This window comes from Hahella sp. KA22 (assembly GCF_004135205.1).
Classification (GTDB): domain Bacteria; phylum Pseudomonadota; class Gammaproteobacteria; order Pseudomonadales; family Oleiphilaceae; genus Hahella.
Genome location: NZ_CP035490.1, coordinates 6,211,082 through 6,224,578 on the forward strand (window position 1 = coordinate 6,211,082; position 13,497 = coordinate 6,224,578).

The following is a 13,497-nucleotide window of genomic DNA, read 5'->3' on the forward strand; positions in this document are numbered from 1 at the left end:
TATCTCATGAGCGTACGTATCGGCATCAACCCTCTGACCTGGACTAACGACGACCTGCCCTCCCTGGGCGGCGACACGCCGCTGGAAGTGTGCCTCAGCGAGGGTAAACAAGCGGGCTTCGCCGGCTTTGAGCTGGGCCATAAATTCCCACGCAAGCCGGAAGTGCTGGGACCGATTCTGGACCATCACGGACTGCGTCTGGTGTCCGGGTGGTTCAGCGGCCAACTGCTGGAGCGCAGCGTGGAAGCGGAAATCGCCGCCATTCAGGATCATCTGCATCTGCTGAAATCCCTGGGCGCCACGGCGATGGTGTATTGCGAGGTCACCGGTTGCGTGCATGGAGATCAAAACACGCCGGTGTCCCACCGTCCGCGCTTGGCGGAAGATCAATGGGAGACCTTCGGCGCCAAGCTGACGCAAGTGGCGGATTACTGCCTGGAGCAAGGCGTGAAGATCGCCTATCACCATCACATGGGCACCGTGGTGGAAACCGAAGAGGAGATCGACGCGCTGATGGCCAACACCGGCGACTCCGTAGGCCTGCTGCTCGACACCGGGCATCTTACCTACGCGGGCGGCAACCCCATTGCGGTGCAGCAACGTCACGCCGACCGCATCAATCATGTGCACTGCAAGGACATTCGCATGCAAGTGCTGGCGGACGCCAAAAACCGGGATCTGAGTTTTCTGGATGCGGTGCTCAACGGCGTGTTCACGGTTCCCGGCGACGGCGGCATTGACTACGCGACCCTGTTCAAAGGCCTGCATGCCAGCGGTTACAGCGGCTGGCTGGTGGTGGAAGCGGAACAGGACCCCGCCGTCGCCCATCCGCTGACCTACGCCACCCTGGGCGCGAACAACCTGAAGCGGCTATGCGCCGAGGCGGGCATTACGCTATCGGAATAACCGCCAGCATCTACCCCCTATTAATCAGGCAGACAAATAGCAAAATCCGGCCCGGCATGGGCCCTGCATCTCCGATGACGCGCGCCTCTGCGCAGGTGCGCCGCAGCAAATGAAAAAGGTATTCGACATGCAAACTCTTGGTAACTTCATCAACGGCGTTCGTTGCGACAGCGCCTCGGGCCGCGTCGGTCCGGTTTTCAATCCCGCCACCGGCGAGCAACGCCTGAACGTCGCCCTGTCCAGCGCTGACGAGACCCGCGCCGCCATCACCGCAGCGCAAACCGCGTTCGCCAGCTGGAAGGAAGTCACGCCGCTGCGCCGCGCCCGCGTCCTGTTCAAATTCAAGGAGCTGATGGAGAAGCACGCTGACGAACTGGCGGAGTTAATCACGCTGGAACACGGCAAAGTGTTCTCCGACGCTCAGGGCGAACTGGTGCGGGGTCTGGAAGTGGTGGAATTCGCCTGCGGCATTCCCCATCTGCAAAAAGGCGAGCACAGCCTGAACGTGGGCCGCGGCGTCGACAGCTACAGCCTGATGCAGCCTCTGGGGGTTTGCGCCGGCATCTCCCCGTTCAACTTTCCGGCCATGGTGCCCATGTGGATGTTCCCGGTGGCGATCGCCTGCGGTAATACTTTTGTGATGAAGCCGTCCGAGAAAGACCCTTCCGTGCCTTTACGTCTGGCTGAACTGCTGAAAGAAGCCGGTCTGCCCGACGGCGTTTTCAATGTAGTGAACGGCGACAAAGAAGCCGTCGACGTGCTGCTGACCGACGAGCGCGTACAGGCGGTCAGCTTCGTCGGCTCCACGCCTATCGCCGAATACATTTACGCCACCGCGTCCGCGCATGGCAAGCGGGTGCAGGCTCTCGGCGGCGCCAAAAATCACATGGTGGTCATGCCGGACGCCGATCCTGAGCAGGTCGTCGGCTCGTTGGTGGGCGCCGCCTATGGTTCCGCGGGTGAACGCTGCATGGCGATTTCCGTCGCGGTCTGTGTGGGCGATGAGGTCGCGGACACCCTGGTCAGCCGCCTGCAAAGCGAAATCGACAACATGCGCGTCGGCCCCGGCCTGGGCCTGCCGGAAGAAGCCCATATGGGACCGCTGGTGTCAAAAGAGCACGCCGCCAAGGTGCGCAGTTATATTGGTTCAGGCATCGAAGAGGGCGCCGCGCTGATTCGCGATGGCCGCGACTTCGTCTGCGCCGGCAATGAGAAAGGATATTTCGTCGGTCCCACGCTGTTCGATCATGTGAAGCCGAACATGCGCATCTACAAAGAGGAAATCTTCGGGCCGGTGTTGTGCGTGGTGCGCGTCGATAGCTACGCGGAGGCCATTCGCCTGATCAATGAACACGAATACGGCAACGGCACGGCGATCTTCACCCGCGACGGCGACACCGCCCGTCAATTCTGTGAAGAAATCCAGGTCGGCATGGTCGGCGTCAACGTCCCCATTCCCGTCCCCATGGCGTTCCACAGCTTCGGCGGCTGGAAACGCTCCCTGTTCGGTCCCCTGCACATGCACGGCCCGGACGGCGTACGCTTCTACACCCGCATGAAAACCATCACCAGCCGCTGGCCAACAGGCCTCCGCGCCGGCGCCGAGTTTTCCATGCCGACGATGAAGTAGACGCTTTCTGGCGACAATAAGTTTTAAGTATCCTGAACTGGCCAAGCGGTTCGGGATACTGCAAACTATCCGTCCCGTCGATGTTTACCCGAAACGTCGCGTCAACTCACCACCCGGAACACAGAGACAGCGCCCATGCAGCAACGAGATTTGGAATTCTTTCGCCCGGTATGGAGACGCGTAGCCATCACGGTATTCTGCCTGTTCTGGGCGACGCTGGAATGGGCCACCGGCGAACCTCTGTGGGGCATGCTCGCCAGCGGCGCAGCGCTTTATTGCTATTGGCAGTTGTTTTATGCGTTTGATGCGAATGTAGGAGCGAACAACGAGGAAAACTCCGACGCGGGCAAGTAGCGCCTGCGCGGCGGAGAGCCCGTGATTAATAGCATTTGGATTAGACTGCCACTTGCTTGAGGACCTTACCCGCCCGAACTGGGCTTGATCACCTTGGTCCACAGCAGGTAAGCGCCAATGGCCAGCACAGCGAAAAACACTAGCTTGCCGATCAATTTGAACGCCCACCAGGCGATCGCAATGACGAGTAAACAACCCAATAAAAACAGCACTTTTTTTAACATCAACCTTACTCGAAAACTGAGAGCGTTTCTTCGCCGGGATGGCGATAACTGCATGAATGACAAATTATTTTCTGCCTCAACAATACTACTCCTTAACTGAAAAGTAGAGTATCGCCCCATACTTGGTCAGGAAAAAACCTAAATATCTTACTCCAATTCAGAGAGTATGATGGTTTCAGACAGCCGTATTCCTTGACGTTTTCCAAGGTCTGCACGGCGGTTACTTTCACTCATTCCCTATAACGCCCCAGCAGCTCAGCCACTAAAGAGCCGGTTAGAGAAAACAGCACTCCCCCAATGGAACCCCAACAGTATGGAATCATTGGCCAGACGCTGCAGTTATTCTTGCCGATACAGCAATATTATTAACATGGCAATGATATTGGCATGTTAATCACCAGGCGCATGGACGCGCCTGCGCGGCGACAAGCCGCGAGAGACAGGCCTGACAGGTGCAGGCCCTGTCGTTTCAGCCAAATAGAAGGAAGCGATTTGGTTGCCGGATTAGCGTTCAAGAAAAAGGACAGCAGCATGATGCGCACATTACTTGGAGTTCTTATAACATTTCTGGTCATATGCAAGCCTGTATTCGCAGGCGTCATTGATGTCATCGTCGACCCTGGCGGAACTGCGGCTATTGGCGTGAAATACAAAAATGACGGGGAAGTAATTCAGACTATTTTCGACCGCGATGGAGACGGCGCCATACGATTTACGATTCCCGAGCAAGAAGATGTGGATATCGGCGTTATCATCACAGAATACAAAGGCAAAGAGCTTATTATCAACATCGCGGACCTGGGAATTGGCGGCCTTACCGGCCTGGAGCCCTTTGCAATTCCTACATTCAGTGATACGGAAACTGGACTTAATCTGGTTCCTCTTTTCAATACCGAAGCGTTCCTGTCTGAAGGACTCACACTGAATATTGGCGACACAGTGGAAGTCAGTAACAGTGACGCCTCCACAACCCCCAACATTCGATTCTTCGACGGCTCACTTCTCCCCTCAGACCGAGTATTGGCCGCCGGACTGCTTTTGGACACTGATTATGTCAAGTCGCTGCCGTACTTTTCCGGCAAAGCCCAGGTGGAAAGCCTCATACATTTCCAAGTGCCGGAGCCCTCTTCTACTGTGCTAACAGGGATGTGCCTGAGCCTTATTTTTCTTCTTCGATTACTAAACCGCACTACGCGCCAAGAATCACAAAGGCGAACACCACTACCAGCGCTCTAGATTTGTTACCTGACTGTGAGCAGTCAGGGGCGAATCACTATTCGCCTCACACGCCGGGATGTGGAGCCTGCATCGTCGCCTAAACGACATGCTGTGGACAGGTGTCCACTCGTTCGAGTGGTTGCAAGCAGCGCTACAACCTTGGCGCCCGGTTCATTTCCTTGTAGTAGATATACTTGCTGGAGACTTTCCCCGTCGCGGCGAACCATTGTTCCAGATAAGGCCCCATCCAGATCGCATCGCCCTGCTCCACCAGATGCCAGTCGCTTCCCAGACGGTAGACGCCCTGCCCTTGCAGAAAGTACAGACCATGCTCCATGAAATGCATTTCCACTATTGGCAGCGTGGCGCCAGGTTGAAACTCAAAAACATTGACGCCCCAATCCCATGCAGGCGCATCCGGCAGCAGCGCCTGTAGCAACGCGCCATCATCGCCAAGAAAGGGTTTCGCAGGGATTTGCGGCAGGGAGCTGACAAATGACGTCACCGCATCCCCCGTATCCGGCATCGGCGCGTATTTCTTCTGAAACGCCAGCAGCCGCGACGACTCGCTTCGATTCGCCAATTCAAAACGTTCACCCGCTTTCAAGTGCGCGAAACCGTCCTGCTGTAAATGATGAGTCTCACCACTAAAACTCAGCGCTATTTCTCCTTCCAGCACCAACAACAGAAATTCATCTGACGAACTCTCCGAACAAAAACTACCGCCGGCTTTCATATTCACCAGAAACTGACAAAACTTCGCTCCCATCTCCGGCGACGCCGTATAAATCACCTGACAGTTTTTCCACTGCGGCAGATTTAACGGCACGTGGGAATCGGGGCACATTAGAGAATAGTTGCGGGACAATTTACTGCGGGTAGCGCCGGTCAGGGTCATTTGTTTACCTTCGTTGTTATATTTTGCGTAACGCGACAGACATTATAGCGGCCTCACCCATTACCCGCGTCACCTTCTTTTTGTTGAGATCAAAAGAGATCTAGAGCACAAAGTTTAAACATTCCGCCAAAGCCACCTAAACTAAAACTACGACTGGCTTCGATTGAGGTTTATACGTTATGGAAAACTGGGATTTTACCGGTAGTGAATGGTGGGACCACGCCACAGAGACACTAAAGTTCCGAGTTGAAAACAGTGAAAGCGGTCAAAGAGAAGTTTGTGGGATTACACAAACGGCTATCGCTAGTTGTCTCGGATCAGAAGATTCTCAGGAAGGGGCTGAGCTAGGCTTTGATAATAATCGAAAACACATATTAATCAGAGCTATCAGGCTTATCGATGAGGGAGTATGTAACGACGAAGGCGAATACATACTCACAACAGACAACTACTAGTCGAGACAAATTCTGGTTTTATGCGCTGATCAAGCTCAGTTAATCATTCACTTAGGCAGACCAAAAACACTATAACCATCCACTCAAAAAGTTCTAGATCGCCGCCTCCAACGTCTTAACTGCGCTGATCGGCCTCACCACAGAGTTCAGGTGCGCCCGCCATCTTTCCGCCCAGTAATCGAAACGCGGCTCGTTGATAACATTGAACGCAGCGAAGCTCTCCAATGAGGTGAGGCCAACGTATCGCTGGGTGATATGCATGGAGGTCAGCACTTGATCCGCCGCCAGTCCGGCCAGTACGCCGCCGTCAGGATGGAAGGCTTTTTCAGCGGCGTTCCAGGTGGTGGAAAGCAGATAGCGGCGGCCTTTGAGTAATCCGCCTTCGCCGTATCGCTCTGCGCCGGCGAAGAAAACGCCATGGGCATACACATCGTCGATGTAGCGTTTCAACGCCGCCGGGGCGGAAAACCAATACACGGGAAACTGAAGAATAATCAAATCCGCCCACTGATATTTTTGCTGCTCCTCGGCGATATCATAGCCGTCCATAACCCGGCTGGTCCGCACCTCTGCAAACGGCTGCAGCGCCTGTTTCGCCACGCTGATCAGTCCCTCATTGAAGCTTCCGTCCGCCACCCCGGATTTGGGTTCCGCGCCGTTTACGATCAATACCTTATTCATCCGTCATGCTCCTGTTATTCGGCGCCGCCACTCATAACTCGTAGCGCCTTGGCTATATAAACGGGTTGTAGATTAGCGAGGCGGGCATTATTGTTTAATCTCGAATTATCTTTTTCATACTTTGAATATTCGCAACAATGATCCGATCCCTGCATGCCCTCCGCGTTTTTCTGTCCGTCGCCAAACATTTGAACTTCGCCCAGGCTTCCGCCGAGCTGCATTTGTCCGCATCGTCCGTGTCCCGACAGATAACCGAGTTGGAGAAAGAGTTGAATGTGGCGCTGTTCACCCGCAGTACGCGGATGGTGGCGTTAACCCAACAGGGCCAGCGTCTGTATGAAGAGGCGGCGCCGCTGGTCACCTCTTTGGATGAAGTCAGTGATTGCCTGCGCCAGCAAAAAGAGGAAGTGGGAGGCAGAGTGAGTCTGTCCGCTCCCTGGTGGTTCGCGTCCTATTTCATCGCTCCGGCTCTCGCAGGGTTGAGAGACCACTACCCTGACCTGACGGTGATTCTGGATTGCGACGACCGCGTCATTGACCCCAACGAGGGGTTACATGATATCTACGTTCGCTTCGGCAGACTGAACGACTCCCGCCTGCTGGCGAAAAAGTTCGGCGCCTACGAATTCTGGTTGATAGCGTCCCCCCAATATATTGAGAAATACGGAGAGCCCCGACACCCCAAGGATCTGCATGAACATCGTTTGCTTGCATACCGATTTACATCGCCGCACAGCAGCTGGATCTTTGATGATGGCGCATCGCAACAGCGCATCGCCATGCAAAGCCCTTATCTACTCACCAACAATACCGAAAGCATCCTGCATTGCGCGTTGAACCACGGCGGCATCGGCCTGCTGGCGGATCATGGCGTATTAAATTCAGTGAAACGCGGCGAATTGATACGCCTGATGCCAAACTACGCCATCACGCCCAACCGGTTTGAAAATGGCATGTATCTGGTTTACTCAAAGGACAAAGCGAAGATAAAGCGCGTCAAAGCCGTTATTGATTACTTGGCGGAGAATTTGCGCAGTTAAACGCGCATGATCGTCAGAAAGTCAGACGAATTCCTGCCGCCGATGCAGGCGCACAGGGTTGGTTGCCGTTGAAAACTATGACTACCCTGTTTCTTCATAAGCTCTGTTTTGAGGCGTGGTCAGAATGAAATCCTATCCCTTACTTCGTGCATTGGCTTTATTCGCACTCTCCATTTTGGCGTTAGCTCCGATCATTGCCCTGCTCTCCTACGCCTTTGTGGAAATCGGTTTGCTTTCCTGCGCGATGGTTAGCGCGGTATTGAGCGCTCACTATTACTGCAAAGTCAGTGGAAAGCCTCTCGCCAAGGTGGAACTCGGCGCCTTTGCAGCGCTTGGCGCTGGCTATTGCCTGTTATTGGAAGCCTGCGCTTATTTTATATTTCAGGCGTCAGAACAAACATTGAACTCCGAGCGGCTGATCGCCTACGGGCTAGTCGCCTATCTGATATATCTGGTCACTATTATTTTCTACGCCCGCATATTCAAGCACCCAAATCAGCAGAACAAACCAGCCAGTCTTCTTCCCCGCACTCTCATTGATCGCTGGATAGAGCGACTCACTAAGCCGCTCGATACACTGAGCAATGACGAACTCATACTGAAGATTGCAGGATCTCCATCGGGAGGGATAAAAGGTTTTATACTTGGCGCTGCGTTTATGTGGCTGCTGATCAACCTATTTTTCCCGGTAAGCAATCACGTCAGCGCCATCATCAGCATGCTTCTATTGAGCTTCCTGGCGCTTCTGTTGATAACCACGTTGAGCAAAAGAAACTTATTATTGGAAGAAATGAGAAAGAGGCTGAATAGCGAGTCTGATAGACCATCGTCCCCCCCATCATCGACACAATACACGCAATGAAAACCCGCATACTTTATATCGAAAATCACCCTGTCTTCGCCGCTACGGCGCAGGATGTCTTTTTGTCGGACTGTGAGGTCACTGTGACGCCGGATAAGGCGTCCGCCATGGCGGTATTGGAAGCGGAACGCTTTGACCTGGCGCTGATCGATTTTGATCTGGACGACTGCAAAGGCGATGAGGTTACGCGGGAGATTCGCGTGCGCTTTCCCCAGTTGAAAATCATCGCGGTTTCATCTCATGCGCCAGGAAACGCGAAAATTCAGGAAGCAGGCGCCGCGGTTATTTGCGGGAAAATGGAGTTCAGTAAGATCAGAGAAACGATAGAGAGGGTTTTAGAACGCCCAATATGAGCGGCGAAGGGAAGCGCCACATTCAGTCGCGCCTCCCTTCGCCCTATTACCCATCAGGCTCTGCGCTTAAGCAGACCGAAGGCGACAATCACTACCAGCAACAGCGCGATGCCATAGTGATTCCACAAGTTACGTTTGCGGTCGCTCAGGGAGTATTTGGCGGAGAACTCCGTCAGATCGGACTCGTCGATATCCGCTACGGAGAACAAGTTCAGGTTCACCGCCATCATCTTGCAGTCCCACGTCCAGATATCCGCGCCAAACAAGCCGAAACGCTTACAGGCGTAACCTAGCGAGTAGCCTTCTTCATATTGCGGAGCGCCTTCGATTTCAAAAATCTCGTCGCCCGTGTTGAAGAACATGGGGATGCCTTTTGCGTAGGAAAGAGATGGAGCCAGCATCAAGGTCGCCAGCATAACCAGAGTTAATTTCAACTTTTTCATTTTAATTTCTTTGTACGTTAGCCAATGTCGTATGTATATTTTTTATGCAAGAAAAATGAGGGGTTACAAATATCCGTCTTGTCGGGTTACCTCCTTGTATTTTGGATGAAGAGTGACCGGTTTAACGCCGGCGATGACGCTCGGAAATGTTCGGCTTGAGCGTCCATATATCAAAAAATGCAGCGAACGCGTGTATAACGTCCAAAAAATCCGGGGCATCTTAGCACAGGAGGATTAATTTCCCCTATAAACGACTGGAAAGTTTTTACGCAATTTAACGACTTGGTTTTTCGGCGGATTGAGAGGCGTCGCCTCTCATTAATGTACAGCAGAGAGCAGACTTTTAATTACCGGTTAGCTTGATGTCGAAAACGCCATAACCAATCAGCGCCAGCCCCGCAAGCATGATAACGACATCTCTTGCGCTATCTTTGCCGCCTGCGACAAATTTATCGCCCATGATGCTCTTCACCGTGAACAAGTCTGACGCCCCCCACATAAAAACAATTCCGCCCAGAACAATCACGAAGAAAGCAAACAGTCTTCGAAGAATAACGCCCATTTTCATACTCCCTTTTTCAACGACGCACACAGGTCCAAAAACGCCGACAGGCTATCGGTGGGGCGAGGCTGACCCTTGTTTCAATGTCCTGATTTTCCGATATAACGTTCTTTCGCTAACGCCCAGTGCTCTGGCCAGAGACGCATTATCGCCCTGATGTCGCTCAAACGCCTGTTGCAAGTAGCGAAGCTCGGCTTCTTCCAAGGTCAGAAGCTTCTCTTCTGCAGCCTCGATAAGCGAGCGGTCATCAGTCGCCGCCTCTTCAGCAAGTTGCAGGTGAGAGGCTTCGATGTTCGAGCCGTCGCAGAGCAGAATCGCCCTTTCAATCCGGTTCCGCAATTCCCGGATGTTACCGGGAAAGGACTGTTGTCGCAGCCAATGCTCCGCATTTTCTGCGAAGTTAAGAATACGTTGTTTGCTAAGACTGTCGAGAAGATGCCGAGCCAGATGAAGCACATCGTCGCAGCGGTCGCGCAACGCCGGCAAGCGCACAGGAAAAGGACTGATGCGATAGTACAGATCCTGACGAAAACGCCCTTCCCGCACCAGTTCCTGTAACGGCTGATGCGTGGCGCAAACCAGGCGGAAGTCCGCCTGTTTGGGCGTCACCCCACCCACCGGACGATAGGCGCCGGATTCCAGCAGACGCAACAGCTTAACCTGCATGCTCAGAGGAATATCGCCCACTTCATCCAGAAACAGCGTACCGCCCGCTGCGGCCTCCACCAGTCCCATCTTGCGGTGCGTCGCGCCGGTGAAAGCGCCCTTCTCATGCCCGAATAATTCACTTTCAAACAGGCTGTCGGTCAACCCGGAGCACTCCACGGTGACGAAGGGTTTGCTTGCGCGAGGGCTGCGTTCATGCAGGTATTCCGCCGCCAGCTCCTTGCCGGTTCCCGACTCCCCCAATAACAACACGCTGATATCCGCTGGCGCAGCCCGGCTGAGTAGCTCCAGCATATGCGTGTACGCGTTACTGAACCCGATCATGCGGCGTTCGCTGCGCTCCCTGCGGCCAGGATGCGCCGGCTGCATGATCTCGACATAGAAGCGAATTTCGCCTTCTTCGTCGCGAATCGGACTGAGCTCCACATCCACATGCTCGCGCCCCTTCGGCGTGTTGTGAATATGCAGCATGCGCTGTCGTCGACCGCTCTCCTGGCACTGACGCAAAGGGCAGGTCTCCCCCGCCTGATCACAAGGCACGGAGTAGCCGTGGGACACTTCATAGCAATGGCGATTTAACAAGGCGCCGTCCTGTTGAAAGGTGCGGCGATAGGCGTCATTGGCGGCGCGAATACGGTAGTCGCGATCCAGCAACACAGCAGGTGCAGGAATCGCTTCCAGCATGGAGCTGATAGCGGGGAGTGTGGGATAGGAGGACTCTGTCATAACAGACCGTCATTTATGTCATAACTCATGACAAATATGGCGCGCCATCACCATAAAGTAAAGCGGCGCAGCCCCTGTTTTTGCCGCCATCTCCGCGGAATACAGGACATTCCCGCCTCTGGCCCGTCGCTTGCTAAATCCTCGTCACAGACCACAAAAACTTTTACCGCAAATTCGACGATTAATCATGGCCAGAGTGAAACAATGGATTTACGGCGAGCGACTCAGCTATCTGCTGTTCGAGCCCATCTCACGGCGCAGCGCTCTGATCGACGCCCTTCCCGCCCTTTCGGACAGCTATCGGAGCTTTCTGACCAGCAAGGGGCTCAGTAATCAATATCTGCTGTATACCACCGCGGAAACATCGGATGTTTCTGATATTGCAGGACTACGCATTGCGCCGACGTCAGGGGAGCGATTGCCTCAGAGTCTGCCTTTGGGGGAAACCATTTTATGGACCTTGCCTGACGCAGGCGGTGAGTGTTGCGGATTTCGTTGCGAGGGATTCGCCTTCACCGGCCAGTGGTTTTCTCCTGGCGCCCTGCTTTACTTAACAACAGTAAAGGAACCTTCTCCCGCGTTGTTGCAGTCCCTGCTGGAGTTGGCGGACGACACCATAATCTACCCCGGTCGCATCGTCGGCGGACAACGCATCACCAGCCTTGGCCAGGAAAAGGCGATTGCGGAGCGGGAGACGTCAGGGAGATTCCCCAATGCCTGAGCGCAAGTCCATTTTTTCCATTCCTCTGGTGCGCGAACTCAGTCTGTTTCTGCTGCTCAAACTGATTCTGATATTCGCCATCAAGGCGGCCTACTTCTCTGATCCTGTGGATTTATCCCATCCAGAGGAAAGCATTTCCAAGCAGTTCGGCGTTATTCCTACTCAATCGGAGGATCACTATGATCAGTGAAAACGTGGTGGACCTGTCGCGGCTCCAGTTCGCGATCACCGCCTTCTACCATTTTCTGTTCGTGCCTTTAACCCTGGGACTGGCGTTTCTTCTCGCCATCATGGAGTCGGCTTATGTGATGACCGGCAGGCAGGTCTATCAGGACATGGTCAAGTTCTGGGGCAAGCTGTTCGGCATCAACTTCGCGCTCGGCGTCACCACCGGCCTGACGATGGAGTTCCAATTCGGGACCAACTGGGCCTATTACTCTCATTATGTGGGCGATATCTTTGGCGCGCCGCTGGCCATTGAGGGACTGATGGCGTTCTTTCTGGAGTCCACCTTCATCGGTTTATTTTTCTTCGGCTGGGATCGCCTCAGCAAGGTCCAGCATCTGGCGGTCACCTGGCTGGTGGCGATCGGCTCCAACCTGTCCGCACTGTGGATTCTCATCGCCAACGGCTGGATGCAAAACCCGGTCGGCGCCGAATTCAATTATCAGACCATGCGCATGGAAATGGTCAGCTTCAGCGAACTGATTTTCAACCCGGTGGCGCAGGTGAAATTCGTTCACACCGTCTCCGCCGGTTATGTCACTGGAGCCATGTTCGTGCTGGGAATTTCTTCCTACTATCTGTTGAAAAAGCGCGACCTGCCTTTCGCAAGACGCTCATTCGCCATCGCCGCCAGTTTTGGCTTCGCGTCCATACTCTCCGTCATCGTGCTTGGCGACGAGTCAGGTTACGAATTAGGAGACGTACAGCGCACCAAGCTCGCCGCCATCGAAGCGGAGTGGGAAACGGTTGAACCGCCGGCGGCTTTTACGCTTTTCGGCATTCCCGACAGCGAAAACATGAAGACGGATTATGCAGTCAAAGTGCCTGGCGCCCTGGGCCTGATCGCGACCCGTTCCATTGATGAAGAAGTCACGGGCATCAAGGATCTGATCGTCGAGCATGAAGAGCGTATTCGCCGCGGCATGCAGGCCTATGCGCTACTGCAAAAACTCAAAGGCGGCGATCAGTCTGCGGAAACCCTGTCGGCCTTCGATGCGCTGAAAAAAGACCTGGGCTATGGCCTGTTGCTGAAGAAGTACACGGACAATGTGGTGGATGCGAGCGAAGCGCAGATCAAGCAGGCGGCGCAAGGCACCATTCCCTCCGTAGGCCCCATGTTCTGGACGTTCCGTATCATGGTCGGCCTGGGATTCGCCATGCTTTTCCTTATAGGACTGGCGTTCTATCACAGCTCCCGACATAACGTGGAGCGTCAGCGCTGGCTGCTGAAGGCGCTGCTGTTCGCCATTCCCCTGCCCTGGATCTCCTCAGAGATGGGCTGGTTCGTCGCCGAGTTCGGGCGCCAACCCTGGTCCATCGGTGAGGTGCTGCCAACTTACTTGTCCGCCTCCACTCGCTCAGCGACGGATTTGTACATGAGTCTGGCCGGTTTCATCGGATTCTACACCCTGCTGCTGGTGGCGGAGATGTACCTGATGTTTCGCTATGCGCGTCTGGGGCCCTCCAGTCTGCACACCGGGCGCTATGACCTCGAACAGCCGGCCGCCTCTGCAGCCGCCAACGCCTAAGCCC

Annotated in this window: 17 protein-coding genes; 11 read left to right on the forward strand and 6 right to left on the reverse strand. The window is 54.4% G+C overall.

What is annotated here, in order from left to right:
* The first annotated feature begins 6 nt into the window (after positions 1 to 6).
* From iolE to EUZ85_RS27465, 3 genes are all read left to right on the forward strand, one after another.
* Complete coding sequence (gene iolE, locus EUZ85_RS27455; RefSeq protein WP_127973322.1) at positions 7 to 906, forward strand: myo-inosose-2 dehydratase; 900 nt, start codon at positions 7 to 9, stop codon at positions 904 to 906.
* Between the two features lie 127 nt (positions 907 to 1,033).
* Positions 1,034 to 2,536, forward strand: coding sequence for a CoA-acylating methylmalonate-semialdehyde dehydrogenase (locus tag EUZ85_RS27460; protein WP_127974591.1), 1,503 nt, complete (start codon positions 1,034 to 1,036; stop codon positions 2,534 to 2,536).
* Positions 2,537 to 2,671: 135 nt separating this feature from the next.
* Entirely contained in the window at positions 2,672 to 2,890 is a 219-nt protein-coding gene (locus tag EUZ85_RS27465) for a hypothetical protein (protein WP_127973323.1), read from the forward strand.
* 65 nt (positions 2,891 to 2,955) lie between these two features.
* Here EUZ85_RS27465 and EUZ85_RS31295 read toward each other — a convergent pair whose 3' ends face one another.
* The gene (locus EUZ85_RS31295) at positions 2,956 to 3,114 is read right to left on the reverse strand and encodes a hypothetical protein (protein ID WP_164887381.1); all 159 of its coding nucleotides are present in this window, start codon (positions 3,112 to 3,114) and stop codon (positions 2,956 to 2,958) included.
* Positions 3,115 to 3,645: 531 nt separating this feature from the next.
* Here EUZ85_RS31295 and EUZ85_RS27470 point away from each other — a divergent pair.
* Positions 3,646 to 4,350 carry a hypothetical protein gene (locus EUZ85_RS27470; protein ID WP_127973324.1) on the forward strand — a complete coding sequence of 235 codons (705 nt, stop codon included), beginning with the start codon at positions 3,646 to 3,648 and terminating at the stop codon, positions 4,348 to 4,350.
* Positions 4,351 to 4,483: 133 nt separating this feature from the next.
* Here the strand turns inward: EUZ85_RS27470 and allE are convergent, their stop codons facing one another.
* A complete protein-coding gene (gene allE / locus EUZ85_RS27475) occupies positions 4,484 to 5,230 on the reverse strand; it encodes a (S)-ureidoglycine aminohydrolase (protein WP_127973325.1) in 747 nt (248 codons plus the stop codon).
* A 179-nt stretch (positions 5,231 to 5,409) separates the two neighbouring features.
* On the opposite strand from allE, the gene EUZ85_RS27480 reads away from it, so the two are divergent.
* Entirely contained in the window at positions 5,410 to 5,685 is a 276-nt protein-coding gene (locus EUZ85_RS27480; protein ID WP_127973326.1) for a DUF1488 family protein, read from the forward strand.
* Positions 5,686 to 5,778: 93 nt separating this feature from the next.
* Here EUZ85_RS27480 and EUZ85_RS27485 read toward each other — a convergent pair whose 3' ends face one another.
* Positions 5,779 to 6,366, reverse strand: coding sequence for an NAD(P)H-dependent oxidoreductase (locus tag EUZ85_RS27485; protein ID WP_127973327.1), 588 nt, complete (start codon positions 6,364 to 6,366; stop codon positions 5,779 to 5,781).
* Between the two features lie 137 nt (positions 6,367 to 6,503).
* On the opposite strand from EUZ85_RS27485, the gene EUZ85_RS27490 reads away from it, so the two are divergent.
* From EUZ85_RS27490 to EUZ85_RS27500, 3 genes are all read left to right on the forward strand, one after another.
* A complete protein-coding gene (locus EUZ85_RS27490) occupies positions 6,504 to 7,406 on the forward strand; it encodes a LysR family transcriptional regulator (RefSeq protein WP_127973328.1) in 903 nt (300 codons plus the stop codon).
* 124 nt (positions 7,407 to 7,530) lie between these two features.
* The gene (locus EUZ85_RS27495) at positions 7,531 to 8,268 is read left to right on the forward strand and encodes a hypothetical protein (protein WP_127973329.1); all 738 of its coding nucleotides are present in this window, start codon (positions 7,531 to 7,533) and stop codon (positions 8,266 to 8,268) included.
* Complete coding sequence (locus tag EUZ85_RS27500) at positions 8,265 to 8,621, forward strand: response regulator (protein ID WP_127973330.1); 357 nt, start codon at positions 8,265 to 8,267, stop codon at positions 8,619 to 8,621. Before EUZ85_RS27495 ends, EUZ85_RS27500 begins: the two co-directional genes overlap by 4 nt.
* Before the next feature lie 53 nt (positions 8,622 to 8,674).
* Here EUZ85_RS27500 and EUZ85_RS27505 read toward each other — a convergent pair whose 3' ends face one another.
* The 3 genes from EUZ85_RS27505 to EUZ85_RS27515 form a co-directional block, all read right to left on the reverse strand.
* Positions 8,675 to 9,064 (reverse strand): hypothetical protein, encoded by a 390-nt coding sequence (locus EUZ85_RS27505; RefSeq protein WP_127973331.1) that lies wholly within the window; start codon positions 9,062 to 9,064, stop codon positions 8,675 to 8,677.
* A gap of 343 nt (positions 9,065 to 9,407) precedes the next feature.
* Complete coding sequence (locus tag EUZ85_RS27510) at positions 9,408 to 9,626, reverse strand: hypothetical protein (RefSeq protein WP_127973332.1); 219 nt, start codon at positions 9,624 to 9,626, stop codon at positions 9,408 to 9,410.
* Positions 9,627 to 9,677: 51 nt separating this feature from the next.
* Complete coding sequence (locus tag EUZ85_RS27515; RefSeq protein WP_127973333.1) at positions 9,678 to 11,018, reverse strand: sigma-54-dependent Fis family transcriptional regulator; 1,341 nt, start codon at positions 11,016 to 11,018, stop codon at positions 9,678 to 9,680.
* 187 nt (positions 11,019 to 11,205) lie between these two features.
* Between EUZ85_RS27515 and EUZ85_RS27520 the strand changes: the two genes are divergently transcribed.
* From EUZ85_RS27520 to EUZ85_RS27530, 3 genes are read left to right on the forward strand one after another with little or no spacing between them, the layout of a single operon-like run.
* Positions 11,206 to 11,739, forward strand: a complete 534-nt coding sequence (locus tag EUZ85_RS27520) for a hypothetical protein (protein WP_127973334.1) — start codon at positions 11,206 to 11,208, stop codon at positions 11,737 to 11,739.
* Positions 11,732 to 11,929, forward strand: coding sequence for a cytochrome oxidase putative small subunit CydP (gene cydP, locus EUZ85_RS27525; protein ID WP_127973335.1), 198 nt, complete (start codon positions 11,732 to 11,734; stop codon positions 11,927 to 11,929). The genes EUZ85_RS27520 and cydP overlap by 8 nt, the downstream gene beginning before the upstream one ends.
* Positions 11,919 to 13,493 (forward strand): cytochrome ubiquinol oxidase subunit I, encoded by a 1,575-nt coding sequence (locus EUZ85_RS27530; protein WP_127973336.1) that lies wholly within the window; start codon positions 11,919 to 11,921, stop codon positions 13,491 to 13,493. Before cydP ends, EUZ85_RS27530 begins: the two co-directional genes overlap by 11 nt.
* Positions 13,494 to 13,497 lie beyond the last annotated feature (4 nt).